This is a genomic window from Kitasatospora sp. NPDC040550 (assembly GCF_055594965.1).
The window spans coordinates 145,360-171,062 of the sequence record NZ_JBVIWC010000014.1 but is presented as its reverse complement, the minus strand read 5'-3'; the positions used below and the strand labels follow the sequence as shown (position 1 = coordinate 171,062).

Annotated in this window: 23 protein-coding genes and 2 riboswitches; of the genes, 15 read left to right on the top strand and 8 right to left on the bottom strand. The window is 72.8% G+C overall.

Going from position 1 to position 25,703, the window contains the following annotated elements; all coding sequences use genetic code 11:
* Nucleotides 1-42: 42 nt before the first annotated feature.
* The 4 genes from qcrB to ctaE form a co-directional block, all read right to left on the bottom strand.
* The gene (gene qcrB / locus ACZ58X_RS21895; RefSeq protein WP_470335273.1) at nucleotides 43-1,701 is read right to left on the bottom strand and encodes a cytochrome bc1 complex cytochrome b subunit; all 1,659 of its coding nucleotides are present in this window, start codon (nucleotides 1,699-1,701) and stop codon (nucleotides 43-45) included.
* A complete protein-coding gene (qcrA, locus tag ACZ58X_RS21890) occupies nucleotides 1,698-2,750 on the bottom strand; it encodes a cytochrome bc1 complex Rieske iron-sulfur subunit (RefSeq protein ID WP_470335272.1) in 1,053 nt (350 codons plus the stop codon). Before qcrA ends, qcrB begins: the two co-directional genes overlap by 4 nt.
* 8 nt (nucleotides 2,751-2,758) lie before the next feature.
* A complete protein-coding gene (gene qcrC, locus ACZ58X_RS21885; protein WP_470335271.1) occupies nucleotides 2,759-3,568 on the bottom strand; it encodes a cytochrome bc1 complex diheme cytochrome c subunit in 810 nt (269 codons plus the stop codon).
* A gap of 187 nt (nucleotides 3,569-3,755) precedes the next feature.
* Complete coding sequence (gene ctaE, locus ACZ58X_RS21880; protein ID WP_360227907.1) at nucleotides 3,756-4,376, bottom strand: aa3-type cytochrome oxidase subunit III; 621 nt, start codon at nucleotides 4,374-4,376, stop codon at nucleotides 3,756-3,758.
* A gap of 397 nt (nucleotides 4,377-4,773) precedes the next feature.
* Here ctaE and ACZ58X_RS21875 point away from each other — a divergent pair, with 397 nt between their 5' ends.
* The 3 genes from ACZ58X_RS21875 (at nucleotide 4,774) to ACZ58X_RS21865 (ending at nucleotide 8,052) form a co-directional block, all read left to right on the top strand.
* Nucleotides 4,774-5,199 carry a response regulator gene (locus tag ACZ58X_RS21875; protein ID WP_402223459.1) on the top strand — a complete coding sequence of 142 codons (426 nt, stop codon included), beginning with the start codon at nucleotides 4,774-4,776 and terminating at the stop codon, nucleotides 5,197-5,199.
* 119 nt (nucleotides 5,200-5,318) lie between these two features.
* Nucleotides 5,319-6,395 carry an anthranilate phosphoribosyltransferase gene (gene trpD / locus ACZ58X_RS21870; protein WP_470335270.1) on the top strand — a complete coding sequence of 359 codons (1,077 nt, stop codon included), beginning with the start codon at nucleotides 5,319-5,321 and terminating at the stop codon, nucleotides 6,393-6,395.
* Nucleotides 6,396-6,518: 123 nt separating this feature from the next.
* Nucleotides 6,519-6,636: riboswitch (SAM riboswitch) on the top strand.
* A 51-nt stretch (nucleotides 6,637-6,687) separates the two neighbouring features.
* On the top strand, nucleotides 6,688-8,052 hold the full coding sequence (locus ACZ58X_RS21865) for an aminotransferase class V-fold PLP-dependent enzyme (protein WP_470335269.1): 1,365 nt from the start codon (nucleotides 6,688-6,690) through the stop codon (nucleotides 8,050-8,052).
* Nucleotides 8,053-8,055: 3 nt separating this feature from the next.
* Here the strand turns inward: ACZ58X_RS21865 and ACZ58X_RS21860 are convergent, their stop codons facing one another.
* Both ACZ58X_RS21860 and ACZ58X_RS21855 read right to left on the bottom strand, forming a co-directional pair.
* Nucleotides 8,056-8,337 carry an Lrp/AsnC ligand binding domain-containing protein gene (locus ACZ58X_RS21860; RefSeq protein ID WP_030240061.1) on the bottom strand — a complete coding sequence of 94 codons (282 nt, stop codon included), beginning with the start codon at nucleotides 8,335-8,337 and terminating at the stop codon, nucleotides 8,056-8,058.
* A 41-nt stretch (nucleotides 8,338-8,378) separates the two neighbouring features.
* Nucleotides 8,379-9,161: a rhomboid family intramembrane serine protease gene (locus tag ACZ58X_RS21855; RefSeq protein WP_470335268.1), complete on the bottom strand. Its 783-nt coding sequence runs from the start codon at nucleotides 9,159-9,161 to the stop codon at nucleotides 8,379-8,381.
* A gap of 228 nt (nucleotides 9,162-9,389) precedes the next feature.
* Here ACZ58X_RS21855 and ACZ58X_RS21850 point away from each other — a divergent pair, with 228 nt between their 5' ends.
* The 6 genes from ACZ58X_RS21850 to ACZ58X_RS21825 all read left to right on the top strand — a co-directional run bounded on the left by ACZ58X_RS21850 (nucleotide 9,390) and on the right by ACZ58X_RS21825 (nucleotide 16,565).
* Nucleotides 9,390-9,653, top strand: a complete 264-nt coding sequence (locus ACZ58X_RS21850; protein ID WP_470335267.1) for a hypothetical protein — start codon at nucleotides 9,390-9,392, stop codon at nucleotides 9,651-9,653.
* 288 nt (nucleotides 9,654-9,941) lie between these two features.
* Nucleotides 9,942-11,243, top strand: coding sequence for an NYN domain-containing protein (locus tag ACZ58X_RS21845; protein WP_470335313.1), 1,302 nt, complete (start codon nucleotides 9,942-9,944; stop codon nucleotides 11,241-11,243).
* A gap of 199 nt (nucleotides 11,244-11,442) precedes the next feature.
* Nucleotides 11,443-12,477 (top strand): C40 family peptidase, encoded by a 1,035-nt coding sequence (locus ACZ58X_RS21840; RefSeq protein ID WP_470335266.1) that lies wholly within the window; start codon nucleotides 11,443-11,445, stop codon nucleotides 12,475-12,477.
* A gap of 338 nt (nucleotides 12,478-12,815) precedes the next feature.
* A riboswitch (cyclic di-AMP (ydaO/yuaA leader) is annotated at nucleotides 12,816-12,971 on the top strand.
* An 11-nt stretch (nucleotides 12,972-12,982) separates the two neighbouring features.
* Entirely contained in the window at nucleotides 12,983-14,095 is a 1,113-nt protein-coding gene (locus ACZ58X_RS21835; protein ID WP_470335265.1) for an NlpC/P60 family protein, read from the top strand.
* 227 nt (nucleotides 14,096-14,322) lie between these two features.
* Nucleotides 14,323-15,369: a C40 family peptidase gene (locus tag ACZ58X_RS21830; protein WP_470335264.1), complete on the top strand. Its 1,047-nt coding sequence runs from the start codon at nucleotides 14,323-14,325 to the stop codon at nucleotides 15,367-15,369.
* Between the two features lie 53 nt (nucleotides 15,370-15,422).
* Nucleotides 15,423-16,565, top strand: coding sequence for a hypothetical protein (locus ACZ58X_RS21825; RefSeq protein ID WP_470335263.1), 1,143 nt, complete (start codon nucleotides 15,423-15,425; stop codon nucleotides 16,563-16,565).
* Nucleotides 16,566-16,598: 33 nt separating this feature from the next.
* On the opposite strand, the gene ACZ58X_RS21820 is transcribed toward ACZ58X_RS21825, so the two are convergent.
* A complete protein-coding gene (locus ACZ58X_RS21820) occupies nucleotides 16,599-17,954 on the bottom strand; it encodes a glycosyltransferase 87 family protein (protein WP_470335262.1) in 1,356 nt (451 codons plus the stop codon).
* A gap of 212 nt (nucleotides 17,955-18,166) precedes the next feature.
* Between ACZ58X_RS21820 and ACZ58X_RS21815 the strand changes: the two genes are divergently transcribed.
* Entirely contained in the window at nucleotides 18,167-19,303 is a 1,137-nt protein-coding gene (locus ACZ58X_RS21815; protein WP_470335261.1) for a glycosyltransferase family 4 protein, read from the top strand.
* Between the two features lie 84 nt (nucleotides 19,304-19,387).
* On the opposite strand, the gene ACZ58X_RS21810 is transcribed toward ACZ58X_RS21815, so the two are convergent.
* On the bottom strand, nucleotides 19,388-21,181 hold the full coding sequence (locus tag ACZ58X_RS21810; protein WP_470335260.1) for an AMP-dependent synthetase/ligase: 1,794 nt from the start codon (nucleotides 21,179-21,181) through the stop codon (nucleotides 19,388-19,390).
* Nucleotides 21,182-21,552: 371 nt separating this feature from the next.
* Between ACZ58X_RS21810 and ACZ58X_RS21805 the strand changes: the two genes are divergently transcribed.
* From ACZ58X_RS21805 to ACZ58X_RS21785, 5 genes are all read left to right on the top strand, one after another.
* Nucleotides 21,553-21,987 (top strand): SRPBCC family protein, encoded by a 435-nt coding sequence (locus ACZ58X_RS21805; protein ID WP_360227871.1) that lies wholly within the window; start codon nucleotides 21,553-21,555, stop codon nucleotides 21,985-21,987.
* 34 nt (nucleotides 21,988-22,021) lie between these two features.
* Nucleotides 22,022-23,194, top strand: a complete 1,173-nt coding sequence (locus tag ACZ58X_RS21800; protein ID WP_470335259.1) for an ArsA family ATPase — start codon at nucleotides 22,022-22,024, stop codon at nucleotides 23,192-23,194.
* Between the two features lie 95 nt (nucleotides 23,195-23,289).
* Entirely contained in the window at nucleotides 23,290-23,694 is a 405-nt protein-coding gene (locus ACZ58X_RS21795) for a DUF5304 family protein (RefSeq protein ID WP_470335258.1), read from the top strand.
* A 192-nt stretch (nucleotides 23,695-23,886) separates the two neighbouring features.
* Entirely contained in the window at nucleotides 23,887-24,828 is a 942-nt protein-coding gene (locus ACZ58X_RS21790; protein ID WP_360227862.1) for an ROK family glucokinase, read from the top strand.
* Between the two features lie 118 nt (nucleotides 24,829-24,946).
* Nucleotides 24,947-25,693: an endonuclease/exonuclease/phosphatase family protein gene (locus ACZ58X_RS21785; protein ID WP_470335257.1), complete on the top strand. Its 747-nt coding sequence runs from the start codon at nucleotides 24,947-24,949 to the stop codon at nucleotides 25,691-25,693.
* Nucleotides 25,694-25,703: the final 10 nt, after the last annotated feature.

Sequence of the window (25,703 nt, the reverse complement as noted above, 5' to 3'; positions counted from 1 at the left end):
CTCTGGTCAGCGGCCCTCGGGATGACGCGGGCGCGTACGGGATCAGTGGTGGCCGTGGCCGCTGGTGATCTCGTGGTGCTCCTCGGCGGTGGGCTTGGGGATCTGGCTGCCCTCGCCGTAGAAGCCGCGGGAGAGCTTGGCCCGGGTGCGGGTGAGGGCGCCGGCCTTGCGGGCCACGCCGTTCTCGTCCGTCTGGGCCGGCAGCTCGACCGGCTGGTTCTGCTCGTGCGCCGTGAGGGTGTGCAGGTCCTTCGCGGGCAGCTGGGCGTGCACCTCGATGAACTCACCGTGCGGCAGGCGCTTGATGACGCCGGTCTCGCGGCCGTGCAGCACCTTCTCCTTGTCGCGGCGCTGGAGGCCGAGGCACCAGCGCTTGGTGACGATGAAGGTGATGACCGGCACCAGGAAGAAGCCGGCGCGCACGAAGTAGGTGATCGAGTTGATCGACAGGTGCAGGTGGGTGGCGAACAGGTCGTTGCCACCACCGACCAGCAGCACCAGGTACAGGCTGATCCAGGCGGCACCCAGGGCGGTGCGGACCGGGGCGTTGCGCGGGCGGTCCAGGATGTGGTGCTCGCGCTTGTCGCCGGTGATCCAGCCCTCGATGAACGGGTAGACCGCGATCGCGACCAGGACCAGCGGGAAGATCATCAGCGGGACGAAGACACCCAGGTTCAGGGTGTGGCCCCACAGGCTGATCTCCCAGCCCGGCATGACGCGGATCAGACCCTCGGAGAAGCCCATGTACCAGTCGGGCTGGGCGTCGGTCGACACCTGGTCCGGACGGTACGGGCCGTACGCCCAGATCGGGTTGATCGTGGCGATCGCCGAGATGGCGGCGATGATGCCGAAGACCAGGAAGAAGAAGCCACCGGCCTTGGCCATGTAGACCGGCATCAGCGGCATGCCGACGACGTTCTTCTCGGTCTTGCCCGGGCCCGCCCACTGGGTGTGCTTGTGGTAGAAGACCAGGATCAGGTGCGCGACCAGCAGGCCGAGCATGATGCCCGGGATCAGCAGGACGTGGATGGTGAAGAACCGCGGCACGATGTCGTGGCCGGGGAACTCGCCCCCGAACAGGAACATCTGGATGTAGGTGCCGACCAGCGGGACCGCGAGGATCGCGCCTTCCATGAAGCGGATACCGGTGCCCGACAGCAGGTCGTCCGGCAGCGAGTAGCCGAAGAAGCCGTCGAACATGCCGAGGACCAGCAGCAGGAAGCCGAAGACCCAGTTGATCTCGCGGGGCTTGCGGAACGCGCCCGTGAAGAACACGCGCATCATGTGCACGAGCATCGCGGCCACGAAGACCAGGGCGGCCCAGTGGTGGATCTGGCGGATCAGCAGACCGCCGCGGATCTCGAAGCTGATGTCCACCGTCGAGGCGTACGCCTCGGACATCCCGATGCCCTTGAGCGGCACGTACGAGCCGTTGTAGACGACCTCGGCCATCGACGGCTTGAAGAACAGCGTCAGGTAGACACCGGTCAGGATGATGATGACGAAGGTGTAGAGGCAGATCTCGCCCAGCATGAAGGACCAGTGGTCCGGGAAGATCTTGCGCAGGTTGGCCTTGGCGAGGGAGTAGATCCCCAGCCGGCCGTCCGTCCAGTCAGCCGCGGACTCCCACTTGTTGGCGGGGTTCGCGCGCGTGCTGGAGGGCTTGGCGGCACCGGTCTTGGTGCTGCTCGCGCTACTCATCGAGCACGCTCCCAGAAGCTCGGGCCGACAGGCTTCTCGAAGTCGCCGGTGGCGATCAGGTTGCCCTTGTCGTCAGTGGTGATCTTCAGCTGCGGCAGCGGGTGGCCGGCCGGGCCGAAGATGACGCGCGCGCCGTCCGCCAGGTCGAAGGTCGACTGGTGGCAGGGGCAGAGCGCGTGGTGGGTCTGCTGCTCGTACAGGCTGATCGGGCAGCCGACGTGGGTGCAGATCTTGGAGTAGGCGAGGATGCCCTCGAAGCCCAGCTCCTTGGACTTGTCGTCCTTGATGTCCTCCGGCGCGATGCGCACCAGCATCAGGGCGTCCTTGGCGATGCGCTGCTGGAAGTCCTCGTCGTGGGTGGTGAGCCCCTCCGGCATCGCGAAGGTCAGCGAGCCGATCACGAGGTCCTCGGGCTTCATCGGCTGCATGGTGCTCATGTTGACGAGCTGCAGCGGCTTGGCCGGGGTGGCCTCCTTCCAGCCCGTCTCCTGGAGCTTCTTCTCCGGCAGCGGGCCCAGGTCACGGAGCAGGACCACGCCGGAGAGCGGGACCAGCGCCATCGACCCGATGAGGGTGTTGCGGATCATCTTGCGGCGGCCGAAGCCGGACTCGGCGGCACCGGTCTTGAACTGCTCGATGACGTCGTTGCGGACCTCGTCGTCGGCCTCGATCGGGTGACGCTCGGCCGGCAGCTCGACGTCCGACATCAGGGTGCGGGCCCAGTGGACCGCGCCCGCGCCGATCATGAACAGCGCGACGCCCAGGGTCAGGCCGAGCGCGAAGTTCAGCGCGCTGACGTGGCCCAGCGGGAAGATGTAGACGATCTTGTCCGGGTCGATGGCCACGTACGAGGCGATGAAGCCGATCGTCGCGAGCATCGAGACCACGAACATCAGCGAGACCTGACGCTCGGCCCGCTTGGCGGCCTGCTCGTCGATGTCGGTGCGACGGGGCTCGTGGGCCGGCAGGCCCGGGTCGGCGAACGGGTTGCCGTGGTCGGCCACCTCGCCGGCGGAGCCGTGCGGCTCCGGGAGCTTCTCTTCTGACATGTCGTGGCTCATGACTTCTTGGCCTTGGTGGTGTGGGCGGCGACCCAGATCGCGACCGCGATGAGCGTGCCGAGGCCGAAGATCCAGCCGAACAGACCCTCGGTCACCGGACCGAGGCTGCCCAGGGTGAGACCGCCGGGGTTGGGCTCATCGTTGGTGGTGTGGCGGACGAAGGCCACGATCTGCTTCTTCTGCTCCTCGGGCATGGTGCTGTCCGGGAACGACGGCATGTTCTGCGGGCCGGTCTGCATGGCCTCGTAGATGTGCTTGGCGTCCACGCCCTCCAGCGACGGGGCGTACTTGCCCTTCGTCAGGGCACCGCCCTGGCCGGCGAAGTTGTGGCACTGGGCGCAGTTGGTGCGGAACAGCTCGCCACCCTTGGAGATGTCGTCCGGGTCGGTCGAGGTGTACTGCTTCGCGTCCGGCGTGATCGGGCCGGGGCCGAGGGACTGGACGAACGCGGCGAGCTGGTCGATCTCGCTCTGGCTGTAGATGGCCTTCTTGCGCGGCACCTGGGCACCGGGCTGCTGGGCCGGCATGCGACCGGTGCCGACCTGGAAGTCGACAGCGGCGGAGCCCACGCCGACCAGGCTCGGACCGTCGCTGCCGCCCTGGCCGTTCAGGCCGTGGCAGGAGGAGCAGCCCACGGCGAAGAGCTTCTTGCCCTCATCGATCGCGAGCGACTGCGCGGCGACGTCGGCCTGCGCCTTGTCGGCGGGCGCGAACGCGGCGTACAGCCCCCCGGTTGCCGCCAGGGCGAGAAGTAGGACGACCAGCGCCGCCAATGGGTGGCGCCGTCGTGCGGAGAGCTTTTTCACGGAATAACCCCGGTGTCAGGATCTGGTCGACTGGTGGGTGCACCCGGCGGCCGGTCTGGCCGGCACGAGGTTGCCTGTCCAAGGCTGCGCGCGCGGTCGGTCGGTGGGAGCGTCGGCACCGGCAGAAGCGGCCCGTCGCCGGTGAGGGCGGGGGCCGCTGCCGGTGGCCAGCGACCTGATCAGCTGGTTACTTGATCAGGTAGATGGTCGCGAACAGGCCGATCCACACGACGTCGACGAAGTGCCAGTAGTAGGACACGACGATCGCGGCGGTGGCCTGCTCGTGCGTGAAGCGCTTGGCTGCGTACGTCCGTCCCAGGACCAGCAGGAAGGCGATCAGACCGCCCGTCACGTGCAGACCGTGGAAGCCGGTGGTCAGGTAGAACACCGTGCCGTACGGGTCCGAGGACAGCGAGAGGCCGTCGTTCTTGACCAGCTCGGTGTACTCGTAGACCTGGCCGCCGATGAAGATCGCGCCCATGAAGAACGTGAGGGCAAACCACCCGCGGAGCTTCTTCACGTCACCGCGCTCGGCGGCGAACACGCCGAGCTGGCAGGTGAGCGAGGAGAGCACCAGGATCGTGGTGTTGACCGAGGAGAACGTCACGTTGAGGGCGTGCGCCTTCTCGGCCCAGAACTCGGCTCCCTTGACGGAGCGGAGCGTGAAGTACATCGCGAAGAGGGCCGCGAAGAACATCAGCTCGGAACTGAGCCAGACGATCGTTCCGACGCTGACCATGTTCGGTCGATTGACCGATCCGTGCGCGTGCCCGGTTTCTGTTGCTGTTGCTGTCGCCACGACGGACATTATGTCGGTCCCTTATTCCGTCTTCACGTCGGGGGGTGTCCCTCGGAGTGTCCGGTGCGTGCGGTATGCCCCCTTGAAGGGCGACGGGGGGTCCGGACGGAGGCTGAGCAGCGGCGTGTCCCTTTTCTGACGGTTCCTCGGAGGGGCCCGCGACCCCGTTGCCCGGCGCGTCGTTGCACGGTCGGCCCAGTGTCCTGCCGTAAGGGGACGGGATGCCGCATCGGCCGTCCGGGTGGACCGGGAGGGTCCGGGTGACGGGCCGTCCTCCGAGCGGGTGAGCCACGGGCGCGGCGGCTTGAGGGGGAACGTGCGCGAGGGGGACCGGCGACGGGGGAAACGGGAGTAGCATCCGGATCAGGTGAACGTGGTCCGGATCACACTTGAGGGAGCAGGGTCCATGGCGTACACGACCGACGAGACGCTCACCGTCCTCGTCTACAGCGACGACCGCAACACCCGCGAGCAGGTGCTGACGGCGCTCGGCCGTCGCCCCGCCGAGGATCTTCCGGAGCTGTCCTACCTCGAATGCGCGACCACCCCCGCGGTGCTCAAGGCGTTGGAGAAGGGTGGCGTCGACCTCTGCGTGCTGGACGGCGAGGCGGTGCCGGCCGGCGGCCTCGGCCTCGGGCGCCAGCTCAAGGACGAGATCTACGGGTGCCCGCCGGTGCTGGTGCTGATCGGCCGGCCGCAGGACTCCTGGCTCGCCGCCTGGAGCCGGGCCGATGCCGCGATCTCCCACCCGGTCGAACCGGTGGCGCTGGCCGAGGCGGTCGCCACCCTGCTGCGGGCCCGGCTGGCGAAGCGGGCCCCGGCCGCGCGTTGAGCGGTGCCGTCTCAGTACTGGAGACGACGGCGCCGTGGGCGCCCCGCCGCTCGATAGGCTGGCTCCATCCGTACGGACGTCCCCCGGTGCGGGGGAACCGACAACAGCTGGAGTCAGCCATGGTGAACGTGAACCCTGCGAACGGTGGTACCGACCCCGCGCAGGTGGTCCGCACCTGGCCGGACCTGCTGGCGGCCCTGTTGAAGGGGGAGGACCTCGACCGCTCGTCCACCGCGTGGGCGATGGACCGGATCATGAGCGGCGAGGCGTCCCCCGTCCAGGTGGCCGGGTTCATGGTGGCGCTGCGGGCCAAGGGCGAGACGGTCGACGAGATCGCCGGCCTGGTGGACGCCATGTACGACCACGCCGAGCCGCTGGACATCCCCGGCCCGGCGGTGGACATCGTCGGCACCGGCGGGGACCGGGCGAAGACCGTCAACATCTCGACCATGTCGGCGATCGTCGCCGCGGCGGCCGGGGCCAAGGTGGTCAAGCACGGCAACCGGGCGGCCTCCTCGTCCAGCGGCTCCTCGGACGTGCTGGAGAAGCTCGGGGTGGCGCTGGACCTCTCCTCCCGGCGGGTGGCCCAGGTGGCCGAGGAGGTCGGGCTCACCTTCTGCTTCGCGGCGAAGTTCCACCCCTCGATGCGGCACGCCGCCACCGCGCGGCGTGACCTCGGGGTGCCCACCGCCTTCAACATCCTCGGCCCGCTGACCAACCCGGCGAAGGTCACCTCGCACGCGATCGGCTGCTTCGACACCCGGCTGGCCGGGCTGATCGCCGGGGTGCTCGCCCGGCGCGGGGCGACCGCGCTGGTCTTCCGCGGCGACGACGGGCTGGACGAGCTGACCATCACCACCACCTCGCGGGTCTGGGTGGTGCGCGACGGCGCGGTCACCGAGACCACGTTCGATCCGCGGGACGTCGGCATCGAGCTGGTCGGCATCGAGGCGCTGCGCGGGGCCGACGCCGCGTACAACGCCGAGGTCGCCCGCCGGCTGCTGGCCGGGGAGCGCGGGCCGGTGCGGGACGCCGTCCTGCTGAACACGGCGGCGGCGCTGGTCGCGCTGGACCTGGGCGACGCCCCGCTGGCGGAGCAGCTCGCGGCGGGCATGGTGCGGGCGGCCGAGGCGATCGACTCCGGCCGGGCGCAGGACCTGCTGCGGCGCTGGTCGGAGGCCACCAGCCGGATCTGAGGCGGTAGTTGAGGGCCCGTGTCGGTTCGTCGACACGGGCCCTTCGGCTGCGCGCCGAGAGTGCTGTCCGGATGGTGGATGCCTGTTTGACCGTCCGACGTACCCGACCTAGAGTCTTCGCCAGGTCATGAGTGACAGCGTCAAGCCCCAGCTGGCTGTCCGGCAACCCTCCGTCCGTGGCGGGGTGCCCTGGGTGAGGACCGGGTCGCCGGACAAGCCGTCCGCGCGACAAGCGCGGACACCGGACGATCAGCACTCCCGGGGTCCCTTACCCGTGAAGGAGTGCATCCTCATGTCCCTCTCCCTCGGAACCACCGCCCCGCTCGCCGTCCTCGGCCACGACGTCGAGGTCCCGCTCGCCAGCGGTGAGAAGGTCGGCTACGCGGCGCTCGACTACGCGGCCAGCGCGCCGGCGCTCCAGCGGGTGTGGGACGACGTCGCCGCCTACGCCCCCTACTACGGCAGCGTCCACCGCGGCGCCGGGTACCTCTCGCAGCTGTCCACCGACCTGTTCGAGCAGAGCCGCCGGACCGTCGCCGAGTTCCTCGACCTGCGCGAGGGCGACCAGGTGGTCTTCACCCGCGCCACCACCGACTCGCTCAACCTGCTGGCCGCCGCCGTCCCGGCCGGCACCCGGGTGTTCGCCTTCGAGACCGAGCACCACGCCTCGCTGCTGCCGTGGGCCCACGCCGGGCTGGAGGTCGGCTACCTGCGGGCGCCGCGCTCGCGGGCCGAGGCGGTGGCCGCGCTGGAGGAGGCGCTGGCCGCGGCGCCGGAGGGCCCGAAGCTGCTGTGCGTCACCGGTGCCTCCAACGTGACCGGCGAGCTGTGGCCGGTCGCCGAACTGACCGAGACCGCGCACCGGTACGGCGCCCGGGTGGTGCTGGACGCCGCCCAGCTGGCCCCGCACCACCGGGTCTCGGTGCGCGGGCTGGACGTCGACTGGATCGCCTTCTCCGGCCACAAGCTGTACGCGCCGTTCGGCGCCGGGGTGCTGGCCGGGCGCTCCGACTGGCTGGACGCGGCCGAGCCCTACCTGGCCGGCGGCGGGGCGACCCGGACGGTGGCCCGGGAGCTGGACGGCTCGGTGGCGGTGCAGTGGCACACCGGCCCGGCCCGGCACGAGGCCGGCTCGCCGAACGTCATCGGCGCCTACGCGATCGCCTCGGCCTGTCGGGCGCTCACCGAGGCCGGCTTCGACGCGCTGGAGGCCCGGGAGCGGGAGCTGGTCGAGCGGTTGACGGCGGGGCTGGCGGAGATCCCCGAGGTCCGGGTGCTGAACCTGTTCGGGGCCGGCTCGGCCAGGGTGGGCGTGCTGTCCTTCGTCGTCCGCGGCTGGAACAGCTCGCACTTCTCGGCCGCGCTGTCCGCCGAGTACGGCATCGGCGTGCGCGACGGACTGTTCTGCGCGCACCCGCTGGTGCGCACCCTGCTCGGGGACGAGGAGTCGGCGCCCTCCGAGTGCGGGGCGCCCGAGCCCTCGCTGCCCGGTGAGCGCAGCCTGAACGCGATCCGGGTGAGCTTCGGGGCCGGCACCCCGGACGAGCACGTCGAGCGCTTCCTGGCCGCGGTCCGCGAGCTGGTCACGGACGGCGCGGCGTGGAACTACCGCAACGAGGGCGGCCGTTGCGTCGTCGACACGCGTCGCGCGGGCTGAGTCCTACTCGTCCAGGCCGAGGGCGAAGGCCGCTTCCAGGTCGTGCTGGGAGTAGGTGCGGAAGGCGATCTGGGTCTCGGTGTGGGCCACTCCCGGGACCTTGTTGAGCCGGCCCGGGATGACCTCGGCCAGGTCGTCGTGGCGGCGCACCCGGACCATCGCCACCAGGTCGTATCCGCCGGTCACCGAGTACACCTCGCTGACGCCCTCGATCGCGGCGATGGCCTCGGCGATCTCGGGGATCCGGTCGACACTGGTCTTGATCAGGACGATGGCGGTGATCACAGTTCGGGCTCCTTGATGGGGTGCGGCCAGCGTATCGGGCCTCAGCCGGGGCGTCTCGGGGGGTGGCCGACCACGGTGCAGGCGTACAGGAAGCCCGCCGAGAAGCCGATCACGTGCACCAGGTAGGCCACCCCGGGCCCGGCCGAGTGCACCGACCACCACTGCAGGGCGAACCAGAGGCCGAGCACCAGCCAGGCCGGGAAGCGCAGCGGGAGGAAGAGGAGCAGCGGGACGAGGGTGGTCACCCGGGCCCGCGGGTGGAAGCGCAGGTAGGCGCCGAGCACGGCGGAGATCGCGCCCGAGGCGCCGATCAGGACCCGGGTGGAGTCGGGCGCGTGCGCCTCGGCGAGCGCGAAGCCGTACGAGGCGGTGCAGCCGGCGGCCAGGTAGAAGAGGAGGTACCTGGCCCGGCCGACCCGGCGTTCGACGGTCGGGCCGAAGACGTACAGGAAGAGCAGGTTGCCCAGCAGGTGCAGCCAGCCGGCGTGCAGGAAGAGGCCGGTGAGGGCGGACACCGCCGGGTGCTTGCCCGGGGTGGGGGCGGCGGGGCAGCCGGGGACCGGGTCGGGGGCCTCGGCCAGTTGCCCGGCGGTCAGCGGGTGGCCGGTCAGCAGTTCGGCGGGGACGGCGCCCCAGCGCTGCTCGTACCGCTGCTCGGCGCAGATCCGGGCCTGGCCGGTGCCGTACAGGGGGTTGAGGCCGGCCGCCGGGCCGAGCAGGAAGACCAGGGTGTTGACCGCGATCAGGGCGTAGGTGACCGCCGGGGCGGGCAGCGCCGGGCGGCCGTCCCGCGCGTCGGTGTGGTCGGGGGCCGTGAGCGCCATGCGGCCAAGCATCCCTCCGGGCGCGGCAGGTGACACGGCGGTTTACGGCAGGTGGACTACTGGTCCGTCCGGCGGGGCGGGACGGGCTCCGGTCATCTCAGCTGACCGGTGGTCCTGGTGGTTGCCCCAGGCAATAGGCTTGGGGCGGGCATTCCCGCCTCCCGCCGCCGACGCCGGGGCCCCGGGGGAGCGCCCAGCCCGCCCAGGGACCAGCCGAGAGGACCCCCGATGACCGTCCCCGCTCTGACCGCCGAGACGCGCTGGCGCTGCACGCTGTGCGGCAACCTCACCCGCTTCGACGTGACCCGCTCCGCGCGGGTGACCGAGTTCCTGCACTTCGACCTGGCCGGCGAATCCCGGGTCGAGGAGACCGAGGTGCACAGCGAGACCGTGGAGTCGGTGCGCTGCCGCTGGTGCAACGCGGTGGACCAGGTCGAGCTGGTGGCCCGTCCCGGCGCCGAGGGCGTGGAGGCCCCCGCCGCGCAGGGCTGACCCCTCCGGTGCGGTGGGCGGCGCGCGACGCCGCCGTCCACCGCACGGGACAATACAGACAAGACGCACGGAGCGTGACGACAGGGGCGGCCGCGGCCGCACCCGCTGGACCAGATCGGAGCCGAGGACGTGGTGGACGCAGCGAGGGAGCCCGGCGAAGCGCAGGGGCTCCAGCCCGCTGCGCCGGCACCGGAGCCGGCCGCCGAGTCGGTCCCGTCCGAGACCGGCCTCCCGGAGGGCCCCGGCGCGGCCCCGGCCGACGCGGGTGCCGAGCGGGCGGCCGAGAAGCTGGACCGGCCGCTGCCCGAGGGGGTGCGCCGGCGGGTGGTCGGGCTGGCCTCGGACGCGCTGGGCGGGCTGCCGCCCGGGGAGCTGCCGCAGAGCCTGCGTCAGTACGTCAAGTTCACCCCCGCGCGGCGGGCCAAGTACGCGGCCACCGCGCTGGCGGCGGCGCTGGAGTCCGAGCCGGCCTTCCGGGTGCGGATAGCGGAGCGGCTGCGGCTGGGCCAGCCGGACCTGGTGAAGGCGCTGGAGTCGGGCACCGTCCCTGGCGCCGCCGATCCGATGGACGTCGCCGCCGCCGCCTACCTGGTGCGCTCGCCCGGCTGGAGCCGACTGGTCGCCGAGGCGGGCGAGGAGGCCGAGCGGGCCGGCGCCGAGGACGCGGTGGCGGAGGCCTCCCGGCTGGTGGAGAAGCTCCAGGCCGAGCTGGCCGAGGTGCGGGCCGCGGCGCGCGCGGACCTGGACCGCCAGCGCGCGGAGTTCGAGGGCGTCCGGCGGGAGGCCGAGTCGCTGCGCAAGAAGGTGCGGTCGCTGGAGAGCGACACCCGGCGGGCGCAGGCCGAGACCCGGCGGGTGGCCGGGGAGCTGGAGGCCGCGAGGGCGCAGGCCACCGGGGAGCGCAGCGCGGCCGAGTCCGAGGCGCGACGGCTGCGGCACCGGGTGTCCGAACTGGAGACCGCGGTCGAGCAGGGCCGCCGCTCGGCCCGGGAGGGCCGCAGCGTCGAGGACATGCGGCTGCGGCTGCTGTTGGACACCGTGCTGCAGTCGGCGCAGGGCCTGCAGCGGGAACTGGCCCTGCCGGTCTCCCAGATCCGCCCGGCGGACCTGGTGGAGGCGGTGGTGCCGGGGGCGGCCTCGCCGCACGACGTGGCCCGGCGCGGCCTGGCCGAGGACGACCCGGCGCTGCTGGACCAGCTGCTGGCGATCCCGCAGGTGCACCTGGTGGTGGACGGCTACAACGTGACCAAGACCGGGTATCCGGCGCTGCCGCTGGAGCAGCAGCGGATCCGGCTGCTGGGCGGGCTGGCGATGCTGGCCCAGCGCACCCAGGCGGAGGTCACCTGTGTGTTCGACGGGCAGGACCTGGACGTACCGGTCATCATGGCGCCCCCGCGCGGGGTGCGGGTACGGTTCAGCCGGACCGGCGAGACCGCGGACGAGCTGATCCGCCGTCTGGTCCGGGCCGAGCCGCAGGGCCGTCCGGTGGTGGTGGTCTCCACCGACCGGGAGGTCGCCGAGGGCGTGCGGAAGGCGGGTGCGCGCCCGGTGGCCTCGGTGCTGCTGCTGAACCGGCTGGCCCGGCCCTGAGCCGGGGCCGGGGGCGGTGACGGCAGGTCAGTGGGGCGTCCGCGCGGGTGTGCGGATCCGGTGAAGTCAGCGGGGGAACCGGAGTTCACGCCTTCGGGGAGTGGCAAAACGGGTAGATCTTCACTAGGGTCTGGCGTCAAACCTATTTTCCGGAATCTCACCTGATCAGGTGAGTCCGATGGAAGAAGGAGCCGGTCCCTTGGCCTCCCACCGCCGTCCCAAGCAGCCGAGCCGCGCGCGGGTCTCCGTGCTCACCGCTGCTGCTGCGACCGCGGTCGCCCTCTCCGCCCAGGTCGCCGCGCATGCCGCGCCGCAGCCGAACAAGAGTGACGTCAAGGCGCAGATCGACCAGCTCCAGCAGGAGCAGGAGCAGGCGGCCGAGAAGTACAACGGCGCCAAGGAGCGCTCCGACCAGCTCCGCAAGCAGGCCGACCAGCTCCAGGACCAGGTGGCCCGCAGCCAGGACCAGATGGGCCAGCTCCAGGTGGGCCTGGCCCAGGTCGCGGGCGAGCAGTACCGCACCGGCGGCATCGACCCGTCCGTCCAGCTGATGCTCTCCTCCGACCCGTCCGGCTACCTGGACAAGGCGTCGAGCGTCCAGCAGGCCAGCACCACCCAGACCGAGGCGCTCAAGGGCCTGCTCGACCAGCAGCGCCGACTGGACCAGGAGAAGGCCGAGGCGGCCGCCGTGCTCGCCTCCCTGGACTCCACCACCAAGGACCTCAACCAGGCCAAGGCGGACGTCAACACCAAGTTGAAGGCCGCCCAGGACCTGCTGAACTCGCTCAGCGCCGCCGACCGGGCCGCGCTCCGGGCCCAGCAGCAGCAGGACGACCGCGCCTCCCGCGGCGCCGACCGGGTCGACCTCGGCAACCTGCCGCCGGCCAGCGGCTACGCCGCCGTGGCGGTGGCCAAGGCGATGAGCAAGCAGGGCTCGCCGTACGTCTGGGGCGCCACCGGGCCCTCCACCTTCGACTGCTCGGGCCTGATGGTCTGGGCGTACGGCCAGGCCGGCGTCTCGCTGCCGCGCACCTCGCAGGAGCAGGGCCACATCGGGACCGCCGTGACGCTGGCCACCGCCCAGCCGGGCGACCTGGTGATCTACGGCGGCGACATGCACCACGTCGGGATGTACATCGGCAACGGCATGGTGGTCCACGCGCCGCACACCGGTGACGTGGTGAAGGTGATGAAGGCCGACGCGATGTCGATCAACACGATCCGCCGGATCTGACGGACCGGCACCTCCCCGAGGGGCCGGTTCCGGCCCTGTGATCCGCGCCACCTCCGGTCGGGGGTGGCGCGTCGGTTTGCGGTCCCGGTGGGCCGGACGGTGAGAGTCGATCAGCTTTGCGTGCGGCAGTGATCACCATCAGTCATTTTCACAAAAGAACATGGGTAATCTTCCGTCTTTTTTCTGACAAGGATTTGAACGGATCACGGTTCAGTTACTAGGGTCATGCTCCGAACCACCGCACAGTCGATCACCCAGCCTGGGTGGCGGCGGTGGTTACCGCCGAGTTCGCGAAACAGCGGGGCAGGTCGAAGCGACTGCCCGACAGGGGAGCCCAGTAGTCGGGGGCGCTGCGGAGCGGAGCCGGGGAACCACACGTTCCTCCGGGGTGAATCGGCGCCAGGTCGGCCGTAGGTGAGGCCGGTGAGGCGTCGTAGGGCATGCTTCCGGCCCGAACCCGTCAGCTCACCCGGTAGGCGGAGGTAGGAAGAAGGAGTCCGCCTTCGTGGCGTCCCATCGTCGTCCCAAGCCCGCCAGCCGCACCCGCGTCTCGATCCTGACCGGTTTCGCCGCCGCGGCCGTCGCCCTCTCCGCGCAGTCCGGCGCGCACGCCGACCCGCAGCCGACCAAGGACCAGGTCAAGGAGCAGGTCGACCAGCTCAACGAGCAGGCCGAGCAGGCGACCGAGAAGTACAACGCCGCCCAGGAGAAGCAGCAGGAGCTGGAGAAGCAGGTCTCCGGCCTCCAGGACCAGGTGGCCCGGCAGCAGGCCCAGGTGACCGACCTCCAGGGCGGCCTGGCCGAGATCGCCGGCGAGCAGTACCGCAACGGGGGCATATCCCCGACGGTCCAGCTGATGCTGTCCTCCAGCCCGGACAACTTCCTCAACCAGGCCGGCGCGCTGAACCAGGCGGGCAGCACCCAGAAGAACCAGCTCAAGCAGCTGCAGGACCAGCAGCGCAAGCTGGACCAGGACCGCACCGAGGCCCAGGGCAAGCTCGGCGAGCTGGAGTCCACGACCCAGCAGCTGAAGGCCTCCAAGGACGAGGTCCAGAACAAGCTCAAGGCCGCCCAGGACCTGCTCAACACGCTGACCGAGCAGGAGCGCCAGGCGATCAAGGCGGCCGAGGACAAGGCCGCCGCCGACGCCGCCGCGAAGGCCGCCGCCGCCAAGCCGGCCACCCCGGACCGTGCCTCGCGCGACAGCAGCCGCGGCGACCTCGGCTCGGGCTCCACCGCCGCGCCGGTCAAGGTCGCCCCGGGCAGCTCGCACGGTGCCGCCGCGCTGGCCGCCGCCGCCACCAAGGTCGGCAGCCCGTACGTCTGGGGCGCCACCGGCCCCGGCTCCTTCGACTGCTCCGGCCTGATGGTCTGGGCGTTCAACCAGGCCGGGGTGTCGCTGCCGCGCACCTCGCAGGAGCAGGCCGGCGCCGGCACCCGGATCGGCTCGGACATCTCCCAGGCCCAGCCCGGCGACATGCTGATCTTCTACGGCGACGCCCACCACGTCGGCATCTACGCGGGCAACGGCCAGGTGCTGCACGCTCCCAAGCCGGGTGCGTCGGTGCGCTACGAGGCCGTCTCCAACATGCCGCTGACCTCCATCGTGCGGGTCTGATCCCCACCCACGCGTTCACGGGCCCGGTCCTCCGTCACGGAGGGCCGGGCCTGCGGCTTTTCCGGCGGCTCGACCTGGTGTCCGATTAGGGGTCAAATATTCTGGTCGGTAGGGGTTTGGACTCACTTGCCCGGACTCGCTAACGTCTGCCACCGGACTCCCGCTCGACGGCCGCCCACCGGGGCGCGGCCGCGGGGCCGCGCCGCAGGACTGGAGCCGTTGCCGCCATGCCCGTGCACCGCCGTTCCCAACTGCTCGCCCGTGCGCTGGTACTGACCGCGGCCGCCACCACGGCCCTGGGCGTGGCGACCGCCGGCAGCGCCCAGGCCGCCCCCGGGGGGCCGGAGGCGCCCGACCGCAAGGACGTCAAGGCCCAGGTCGAGCAGCTGTACGACGAGGCCGAACAGGCCTCGGAGAAGTACAACGCCGCGCAGGAGGCGCAGAAGCGGCTGCTGGGCGAGACCACGATCCTCCAGGGCGAGGTCGCCGCCGCCCAGGAGCAGCTCAACGAACTGCGCGGGGACCTCGCCACGGTCGCCGGGGCCGAGTACCGGGGCGGCGGGATGACCCAGACCGCCCAGCTGATGCTCTCCAGCGACCCGGAGGCCTACCTCACCCGCGCCCGCACCCTCGGCCAGGCCGCCGAGCGCCAGCAGGAGACCCTGCACGAGCTGGTCACCCGTCAGCGCCGGCTCGACCAGCGCCGCACCGAGACCGCCGCCAAGCTCGCCGAGCTGGACGAGGCCCGCCGCTCGCTGGCCGACAACAAGCAGCAGATCCAGCAGCGCCTCGCCACGGCGCAGAAGCTGCTCAACAGCCTGGGCGCGGTCGAGCGGAACCGGATGGTCGCCCAGGACGCCCGGGAGGCCGAGCAGCGCGCCACCCGCGGCACCGACCGGCTGGACCTCGGCAACGCCCCGGCCGCCTCCGAGCGCGGGGCGGCGGCGCTGGCCGCCGCGGTGCGGATGGTCGGCTCGCCCTACGTCTACGGATCCACCGGGCCGCGCGCCTTCGACTGTTCCGGTCTGATGTACTACAGCTGGCGGCAGGCCGGAGTGACCCTGCCGCGGACCTCGCAGGCCCAGGCGTACGCCGGGCAGCGGATCAGCCTCTCCGAAGCGCGGCCGGGAGACCTGGTGATCTTCTACCGGGACATGCACCACGTCGGGATGTACGCCGGCGGCGGCGTGATGGTGCACGCCCCGTACCCCGGCGCCAAGGTCCGGTACGAGAGCGTCAACGCGATGCCGGTCTCGGGAGTGGTCCGGCTCTGAGCGCGACGCCCTCCGGGCCGGACGGCCCCCATCCGATAGACCCCGCGCGCCGGGTGCTGTCCCGGCGCGGCGCGCTGCTGCTGGCGGCCGGCGGGCTGGTCCAGCTCTCGCTGCCCCCGGTGGCCCCGCCGCCGGGCGGGCGGGCCGTCGACCGGCAGGCCGAGGTCACCGCGCTGCTGGCGGCGCGGGCGCGCTCGCTGCCCACCTGGTCGGGGCTCACCGGGGCCGAGGCGGCGTACCGGAACCTGGTGCTCCCGCCGCCCACCGGGCCGGAGCGGCAGGACGCCTCCGTCGAGCTGGCGCTGCGGATCGCCGGGTACGACGAGTACCCGGTGGTGTACCCGCGCCGGATCGAGCTGGTCCGGGACCAGGGCGGCTGGCGGGTCGAGCACGAGGAGGGCACCGGCGGGCCCCCGGCGCCGTGGGACCTCGGCCCCGTCCGCACCGCCGCCGGAGCCCGCTGCCTGGTGCTCGGCCTGGCCGGTGGGCCCGACCCGGCCGGACTGGTCCCGGTGGGGGACAAGGCGGTGCCGGCCGTCAGCGCGGTCTGGGGCGACGCCTGGCCCGGCCGGCTGCTGCTGGAACTGCCCGCCACCGAGCAGCAGTTCGCCCGGCTGCTGGAGGCCGACCCGGCGGGCTGGACGGGCATGGCGGCGGTCACCGTGGCCGCCCCCGGCGCTCCCCGGCACACCCCGGCGGACCGGGTGGTGATCAACCCCGAGGCCTTCGCGAAGCTCAGCGACTTCGGCCGCCAGGTGGTCGTCACCCACGAGGCCACCCACGTCGCGACCCGGGCCGACACCCGGGCCTGGACCCCGCTCTGGCTTTCCGAGGGCGTCGCTGACTGGACGGCCTACCGGGACTCCGGCCGGCGGCCGCGGCAGATCGCCCCCGAGCTGGCCCGGGACGTCGCCGCCGGGAAGCTGCCCACCGCGCTGCCCGCCGACGCGGACTTCGCCGCGGGCGCCGACGGCATCGCCCAGGCCTACGAGCAGTCCTGGCTGGCCTGCGAGCTGATCGCCCGCCGGTACGGGGCGCAGCGGCTGGTCGCCTTCTACCGGGCGGTCGGCGCGGCCGACGGGGCGGGCGAGGACCGGGCGCACCGGACGGACCGGTTGCTGCGGGCCGAACTGGGCGTCGGACTGGCCGAGTTCACCGGGCTCTGGCTGGCCGAGGTCGAGGCCTTGAAGGGCTAGGCACCGGTAGGGCCGGGCCGTTGGGGCGGGCCGCTACCGCCCGGCCGGGTGGTCGATGCCGTCCAGCAGGTCCTGCTCGTACGCGATGCCCGGGCGGACCGGGTAGGCGGAGGCGGCCGGCAGAGCCGGGGGCTCGGCCAGCACCACGGTGGGCGCCAGGGCCGTCGCGGCACGGGTGGAGCGCCAGAGCCGGATGCCGGAGAGCACGGCGGCGGTCAGCAGCAGCAGGTTGCGCAGCCCCAGCACGGCGACCGCGAGCGGCTCGCTGTTCAGGACCTGGGTGAACATGGTCGGGAACTCGAGCAGGGTGAGCGGGCAGGCGAGCAGGACCAGCAGCGCCACCGGCCGCTGGCTGGTGCCGCGCACGGTCAGGCAGACCGCCGCGACGCCGACCAGCCAGACCAGGTACTGCGGGCTGATCACCCGGCTGGTCACCACGAAGATCAGCAGCGCGCAGAGCGCCGCGTCGTACATGGTGGCGGCGTTGCGCCGACGGGCGGTGAAGCGCCACAGCAGCAGCCAGAGGAAGCCCAGCACGGTGCCGGCCATCATCACCTTGCTGATCACGCTGACCCACGGCCCGAGCATCTCGGGGGAGCCGTAGTTCATGGTGACCTTGCCGTCCCAGCCCCCGGCCAGCCGGGCGATGTGCAGCGGCAGCGCGCCGACCGACTCGACCTCGATGCCGCGGGCGCCCTGGAAGGCCAGGAAGCCGAAGGCGCCGTTCATCCCGGCCGCCAGCAGGAAGCCGACCGAGACCGCCGTGGCGGCGGCCAGCGTCCAGGAGCGGCGGGTGCGGCGGCCGGACGGGGTGCCGATCAGGCCCAGCAGCGGCCAGACCTTGACGATGCCGCCCAGGCCCAGCAGCAGCCCGCCGATCGCCGGACGGCGGATCAGTGCCAGCAGGCCGGCCAGGGCGAGCGCGGTGACCAGCAGGTCGAAGCGGTTGTAGATCATCGGGCCGAGCAGCGGTACGGCGACCACCCACAGCCAGGCGCCGGTCAGGGTCCGGCCCCGGCGCAGCCCGGTGCGGATCAGCAGCGCGGCCGCGGCGGCGTCGGCGATCCCGCAGATCACCCAGAACGACGTCAGGTACGACCAGGGCAGCAGGCCCGGCAGCAGGATCACCAGGGCGGCGCCCGGCGGGTACTGCCAGGTGACGTCGTCGAACGGGAAGGTGCCGGTCTGCAGCACGCCGTACCAGGCGTGGTAGATCATCCAGACGTCGGCGGTGACGTCGCCGCCGGGTGCCCTCAGCACGCCGGTCATCAGCAGCACCAGCACGGTGCGGGTGGCCACCCAGGTCGCCCCGAGGGCGGCGAGCGCCCCGAGTGGGCGGCCGAGGCGGCCGCGCGAAGAACCGGACTCGGTGGCCGGGGCCAACTCCACTGCGCTCCCTCGTTCGTCTCGACGTCCTCACCGGAGGCGTCGTACGGACGGACGCCCGGGCCGCCGCATCCGCGGCCTAGGTACTAGGACTGACCCGGGGGTCAAACGGTTGCCGTGCGCGGTTCCGTTCCCGGCGGGTCATGGTGTTGACCTATCGTACGGATCACCCAGCGGTACACCGAGCACCCCCCGACCGAGCGAGCCGTGGCCTGATGCACAGAACCTTGATCGTCACCAATGACTTCCCGCCCCGCCCGGGAGGCATCCAGGCCTTCGTGCACAACATGGCTGTCCGTCAGCCCGCCGGGAGCGTCGTGGTGTACGCCTCGACCTGGCGGGACGGCACCGAGGTGCGCGCCTTCGACGCCGAGCAGCCGTTCCCGGTGATCCGGGACCGCACGAAGGTGATGGTTCCCACACCCCGGGTGACCCGGCGGGCCGCCGAGATCCTGCGCGCCGAGAAGTGCGACTCGGTCTGGTTCGGGGCGGCCGCCCCGCTGGGCCTGATGGCGCCCGCGCTGCGCCGGGCCGGGGCCGGGCGGCTGCTGGGCATGACCCACGGGCACGAGGCCGCCTGGGCCCAGCTGCCGGGCTCCCGGCAGCTGCTGCGGCGGATCGGGGCGGGCACCGACGTGCTCACCTACCTGGGCGAGTACACCCGTTCGCGGATCGCCGCCGCGGTCGGGCCGCGCGCCGCGGCCCGGATGGTGCAGCTGCCGCCGGGCGTGGACGAGACGACCTTCCACCCCGGCTCCGGGGGCGCCGAGGTGCGCCGGCGGCTGGGGCTGGCGGACCGGCCGGTGGTGGTCTGCGTCTCCCGGCTGGTGCCGCGCAAGGGCCAGGACACCCTGATCGAGGCGATGCCGCAGATCCTGCGCGACGTGCCGGACGCGGTGCTGCTGATCGTCGGCGGCGGGCCGTACCGGGCGGATCTGGAGAAGCTGGCGGACGCCAAGGGGGTCCGGGAGTCGGTGCGGTTCACCGGTTCGGTGCCGTGGGCCGAGCTGCCCGCCCACTACGGGGCCGGGGACGTCTTCGCGATGCCCTGCCGGACCCGGCGCGGGGGGCTGGACGTGGAGGGCCTGGGGATCGTCTACCTGGAGGCCTCGGCGACCGGCCTGCCGGTGGTCGCGGGGGACTCCGGCGGGGCGCCGGACGCGGTGCTGGAGGGCGAGACCGGGTACGTGGTGCCGGGCGGCTCGGCCGAGGCCTCGGCCGAGCGGATCGTCCGGCTGCTGCGGGACGAGGAGCTGCGCCGTCGGATGGGGGAGGCCGGTCGGCGCTGGGTGGAGCGCTCGTGGCGCTGGGACCTGCTGGCCGGGCGGCTGACCTCGCTGCTGGCGGGCTGACGCCCGGTACGCCGGTACGACGCCGAAGGGCCCCGGGGACTCCCCCGGGGCCCTTCGGCGTACCGTCCTGCCGCCGCTGCGGCCCTACTTCCGGTACAGCGCCTCGATCTCGGCGGCGTAGTCCTTGAGCACCACGTTGCGCTTGAGCTTGAGCGAGGGCGTCAGGTGGCCGCTCTCCTCGGAGAACTCGGTGTCCAGCAGGCGGAACTTCTTGACCGCCTCGGCGTGCGAGACGGCCGCGTTGCCGTCGTCCACGGCGGACTGCAGGGCGGCCAGCAGGTCCGGGTCCTCGGCGAGCTCGGCGACGGTGGCGGTGGCGGGCTTGCCGTTGAGCTCCTTCCACTTCGGGAAGAAGTCCGGGTCGACGGTGATCAGGCAGGCGATGAAGGGCTTGCGGTCGCCGACCACCATGACCTCGCCGACCAGGGCGTGGGCCCGGATGCGGTCCTCGATCACGGCGGGGGCGACGTTCTTGCCGCCCGCGGTGACGATGATCTCCTTCTTGCGGCCGGTGATGGTCAGGTAGCCCTCGGAGTCCAGTGCGCCGAGGTCGCCGGTGGCGATCCAGCCGTCCTTGAGGGTGTCGGCGGTGGCCTGCGGGTTGTTCCAGTAGCCGGTGAAGACGTGCGGGCCCTTGAAGTAGACCTCGCCGTCCTCGGCGATCCGGACCGAGGCGCCGGGGACGGGCTGGCCGACCGTACCGATCTTCGGCTTGTCCCACGGGTTGAAGGCGGTGGCCGCGCAGGTCTCGGTCAGGCCGTAGCCCTCCAGGACGGTGAAGCCGATGCCCCGGTAGAAGTGGCCGAGCCGCTCGCCGAGCGGGGCGCCGCCGGAGATCGCGTGGGTGGCGCGGCCGCCGAGGGCGGCCCGCAGCTTGCTGTAGACCAGCTTGTCGAAGACGGCGTGCTTGAGCCGCAGCACCAGGCCCGCGCCGCCGGCGTCCAGCGCCCGGCTGTAGGCGATCGCGGTCTCCGCGGCCTTGTCGAAGATCTTGCCCTTGCCGTCGGCCTGGGCCTTGGCGCGGGCGGTGTTGTAGACCTTCTCGAACACTCTGGGCACGCCCAGGATCAGGGTCGGCCGGAACGACGCCAGCTCGGCGGTGACGTCCCTGATGTCCGAGACGTGGCCCAGCTTGATCGGGGCCATCACCGGGGCGATCTCGGCGATCCGGGCGAGCACGTGGGCCAGCGGCAGGAAGAGCAGCACGGAGCTCTCGCCGGTGCGGAACAGCGGGGCCAGGCGCTCGACCACGTTGCCGCACTCGGCGAGGAAGTTGCCGTGGGTCAGCTGGCAGCCCTTCGGACGGCCGGTGGTGCCCGAGGTGTAGACGATGGTGGCGATGTCGTCGGGGCCGGCGATCGCCCGGCGCTCCTGGACGGTCGCGTCCGGAACGCCCAGGCCGGCCTCGGCGAGCGCGGCGAGCGCGCCGCCCTCGATCTGCCAGGTGTGCTTCAACTCCGGCAGCCGGTCGCGGACCTCGGCGACCACCTTGACGTGCTGGTCGGTCTCGGTGACGAGGGCGACGGCGCCGGAGTCGCCGAGGATCCACTCGACCTGCTCGGCCGAGGAGGTCTCGTAGACCGGCACGGTGATCGCGCCGGCCGTCCAGATCGCGAAGTCCAGCAGCGTCCACTCGTACCGGGTGCGGGACATGACGCCCACCCGGTCGCCGGGCTCGATGCCCGCGGCGATCAGGCCCTTCGCGGCGGCGTGCACCTCGGCGAGGAACTGGACCGAGGTCAACTCCTGCCAGTGGCCGTCCACCTTCCGGCTGAGCACCGCGACGTCCGGGTGCTCCTCGGCGTTCCGGTGCACAGGGTCGGAGAGGTTACCGCCGCTCGGTACCTGATAGAGGGCCGGAAGGCTGAAGTCGAGCAAGACTGCTCCTCGTTCGCGACGCTGCGGGACGGCAGGACGTTACTGCCCGGTAGGCAGCTTCGACCAGGGGGGTCGGCCCCGGTGTTCGAAGTGTCACACCCGGCCGGGTCGGACCAGGCCGTGACCGGGTCGTTCGACTGGCACCCTACGGCAGCCCACAGGTGACCGGCCGGTAGCATGCCCTGCCGACCGTCCCGGCGGCCGTCCCGCGGGCCGCCCCGGCCCGACCGCCGTCGACAGCCCCGCCCGCCGTCGCCGGTGCCCGTGCCGCCGAGGAGATCGCCGGTCGCGATAGCCTGCTCCGGGCGGATCGGGCCGAGCGTGCCCCGACCGGACCGGGCAGGCAGAAGGACGAGGCGGAGGGCCTTTCCATGGCGGAGCACACCAGGTCGAGCATCATCATCGACGCGACCCCGGCCGCGGTCATGGCCGTGATCGCGGACTTCGCCGCCTACCCGGCCTGGACCGGCGAGGTCAAGGAGATCGAGGTCCTGGAGAGCGGCGAGGACGGCCGCGCCGCCCAGGTCCGGCTGCTGCTCGACGCCGGCGCCATCCGCGACGAGCACACCCTCGCCTACACCTGGGACGGCGACCGCGAGGTCAGCTGGACCCTCGTCCGCAGCCAGATGCTCCGCTCGCTGGACGGCTCCTACACCCTCGCCCCGCTGTCCGGCGGCCGCACCGAGGCCACCTACCAGCTCGCCGTGGACGTCAAGATCCCGATGCTCGGCATGATCAAGCGCAAGGCCGAGAAGGTCATCATCGACCGCGCCCTGGCCGGCTTGAAGAAGCGCGTCGAGGGCTGACGGGCCCGGGCACGGCGGAACGGGGGCCGACGGCATGACGGCGACACGCACCATCCTGGTCAGCGGCGACGCGGGCGCACCCGCCGTGGCCGCCGCCACCGCGCTGCACGCCGCCCGGCGCGGCCACCGCACCTGGCTGCTGGCCGCCGACGACCCGCACCGCGCCCTGGACTCCGCGCTCGGCACCCGGCTGGAGCCGGAACCGCTCCGCTACGCGCCGGGCCTGACGGTCTCCCGGATCGACGAGCAGGCCGCCTTCCGCTACGCCGTCGGCGAGCTCACCGGCCGGCTCAAGCCCGCCCTCGACCTGCTCGGCGCCGAACAGCTCGACCCCGAGGAGCTGACCGCCCTCCCCGGCATCGCCCGGCTCGCCCTGCTGCGCGCGCTGCCCGCCGCCGACCAGGACGTCCTGGTGGTGCTCGCCCCGGCGCCCGCCGAGCTGATCGCCACCCTCGCCCTCCCCGAGCAGCTCACCCGCTACCTGGAGCGGCTGGTCCCCGAGCAGCGGCAGGCCGCCCGCGCGCTGCGCCCGCTGCTGGCCGGGCTGGCCGGCGTCCCGATGCCCGCCGAGTGGCTGTACGAGGGGCGCACCAAGGCCGCCGCGGTGCTCGCCGAGTCCCGCGCCGCGATCAGCGGCCCGGGCACCAGCGTGCGCCTGGTCGTCTCCGCCGACGGCCACCCGTACGAGCAGCTGCGCCGGGTCCGGGCCGGGCTCGCGCTGTACGGCCACCGGCCGGACGCCGTCGTGGTGCACGGCGCGCTGCCGCCCGCCGCGCTCGCCTCGCCCGACCCCTGGCTGGCCGAGCTGGCCCGCCGCCGCCAGGAGGAACTGGACCGCCTCGCCGCCGAGACCGACGCCCCGGTGCTGGTCACCGGCCTGGCCGAGGGCACCCTGGAGGCCGTCGCCGACCGGCTGTACGGGGACGGGCCCGGCCCCGACCGGCTCGAACCGCGGCCCTGGCCGGTCGAGGACCGGCTCGCCGAGGACGGCCTGCTGGTCTGGCACCTCGACCTGCCCGGCGCCGACCGCTCCGGGCTGGACCTGGTCCGCCGGGGCGACGACCTGGTGGTCGGCCTCGGTGCCCACCGCCGGGTGCTCCCGCTGCCCGCCGCGCTGCGCCGCTGCACGGTCGCCGGGGCGGGGCTGCACGAGGGCGTGCTGTCGGTGCGGTTCGCACCCGACCCTTCGCTCTGGCCGCAGGGCTGACGGGCCTTCCGGCCTTTCCTCGGGGCCCGGCCGGTCGGGTAGCGTCGGCCCGAACGGGGCCGCGGGGTGCGGCCACGGCTGAGGAGGCGCCCGCGATGACCAGCACCGACGACCGTACCGAGCCCGGCACGGAGCAGGGGAGCGGGCCGTCCCACCCGTTCGGACCGGAGCTGGGCCCGCTGGTGGACGAGGTGCGCCGGTTCGCCACCGCCGTCGGCGAGAAGGCGCAGGAGACCGGCGCCACCACCCTGATCACCCTCTCCGGGCTGGCCGACCGCCTGCGCACCCAGCAGCCGGAGATCTACTCCCACCTCGCCGCGGCCGGCTCCGGGCTGGCCGCCGCCGGTGCCGAGCTGCTGGCCGCCTACCGCGCCGCGGTGGCCGGGCACGAGCAGCGCTGGACGGCCGGGGAGGGGGCGCCGGTGGAGAAGATCGACCTCGACGTGCCCGGCCGGACCGAGGGCGCCGACGGGGCTGACGGGCCGTCCGCCAAGCAGTGAATCCGTATATTCCGCAGCGTGATCAGGCTGCTCTGATACGTCACGAAGAAGGAAATTCGATACGACTTTTGAAGCATCGCGGCCGGGCTGCCCCAGAATTGTCTTCGGATAATGTATGCGAGGCTGTGTACGGGGGCAGGGTTGGGCGGTACCGTTCCGTCCAGCGGGAACGAGTGAATAGCTGAGGGACACATGGCTCTGACCATCGGCGTCGATGTCGGCGGGACCAAGATCGCGGCAGGCGTGGTCGACGAGGCGGGTGCGATCCTGGCGCGGACCCGGGTGCCCACCCCGGCCGACCCCCAGTGGGCGGTCGACGCCATCGCGCAGGCCGTGCGCGAGCTCAAGGAGCAGCACCCCGGTGTCACCGCCGTCGGCGTCGGAGCCCCCGGCTTCGTCGACAGCAACCGCTCCACGGTGATCTTCGCGCCCAACATCGACTGGGAGAACGAGCCGCTGCGCGGCCGGATCGAGGAACTCACCGGCCTGTCCGCAGTGGTCGAGAACGACGCCAACTGCGCCGCCTGGGCCGAGTTCCGCTTCGGCGCGGCAGCCGACCACCAGGACATGGTGCTGATCACCGTCGGCACCGGCATCGGCGGCGGCATCGTGCTCGACGGGCGGCTGCACCGCGGCCGCTTCGGCGTGGCCGGCGAGATCGGCCACCTCAACATGGTCCCGGATGGCCTCCAGTGCGGCTGCGGCGGCAAGGGCTGCTGGGAGCAGTACGGCTCCGGGCGCGCGCTGCGCCGCTACGGCCGGGAGAAGGCCGCCGCCGACCCGGTGCGCGGCAAGCGGATGCTGGACCTCAACGACGGCGTCGCCGAGACCATCCGCGGCATCCACATCACCGAGGCGGCCGAGGAGGGCGACCCGCTCGCCCTGGAGTGCTACGCCGAGCTGGCCGACTGGCTCGGCCGCGGCATGGCCGACCTCGCCGCGCTGTTCGACCCGGGCGTCTTCGTGCTCGGCGGCGGCGTCTCCGACTCCGGCCGGCTGCTGCTCGACCCGGTCGCCAAGGCCTTCGAGCACTACCTGACCGGCGGGGTGCACCGCCCCCGCGCCGAGGTCGTGCTGGCCTCCATGGGCTCCGCGGCCGGCATCGTCGGCGCGGCGGACCTCGCCCGCACCTGACCGCGCCACGTCCTCGCCAGACCCGCCGGCGGCGGTGCGACCGGGCCCCGACCAATCCCGGACGCGCCGCCGCCGTCGCACTACCGTCCTTCCCAGGACACCGCACCAGGGGAGGACCATGACCGCCGCACCCGTCGAACCGCCGCCGGGCGGCCCGCGCCGACTGCGCCTGCTCAGCTACAACATCCGTTCGCTGCGCGACGACCGGCGGGCGCTGGCGCGGGTGATCCGGGCCTGCGCGCCCGACCTGGTCTGCGTCCAGGAGTCACCGCGCTACTGGCGCCCGGAGGGCCAGGCCGCCTGGCTGGCCCGGAACACCGGGACGGTCGTCCTGGCCGGGGGCGGCCGCACCGCCGCCGGACCGCTGCTGCTCGGCCGGCCCGGCGCGGTCGAGGTGCTGGGCGTGCACGACCGGCTGCTGCCCAAGACCCGCGGCCTGCACGCGCGCGGCTTCGCCACCGCACTGCTGCGGCTGCCCGGCAGCGCGCCCTTCACCGTCACCAGCTGCCACCTCAGCCTGGACCCGGAGGAGCGGTACGGGCAGTTCGAGCTGCTGCTCGACCAGCTCGCGATCACCGAAAACGGCGTCGTGGCAGGGGACTTCAACGAGCACCCGGACGGGCCCGGCTGGCAGCTGCTGGCCTCCCGGATGTGGGACGGGTACCCGACCGCGCCCTGGGGCGGCGAGTTCACGTCCGTCCCGGAGAACCCCTACCAGCGGATCGACGCCGTCTTCGCCACGCCCGGGATCACCGTCCTCGGCTGCGGGGTGCCGCACGGGCTGCCCGGGGTCACCGGGGCCGACCTGCGGGCCGCGACCGACCACCTGCCGGTGCTGGCCGTACTGGAGTTCCCGGCGCCGTAGGGCCGCCCCG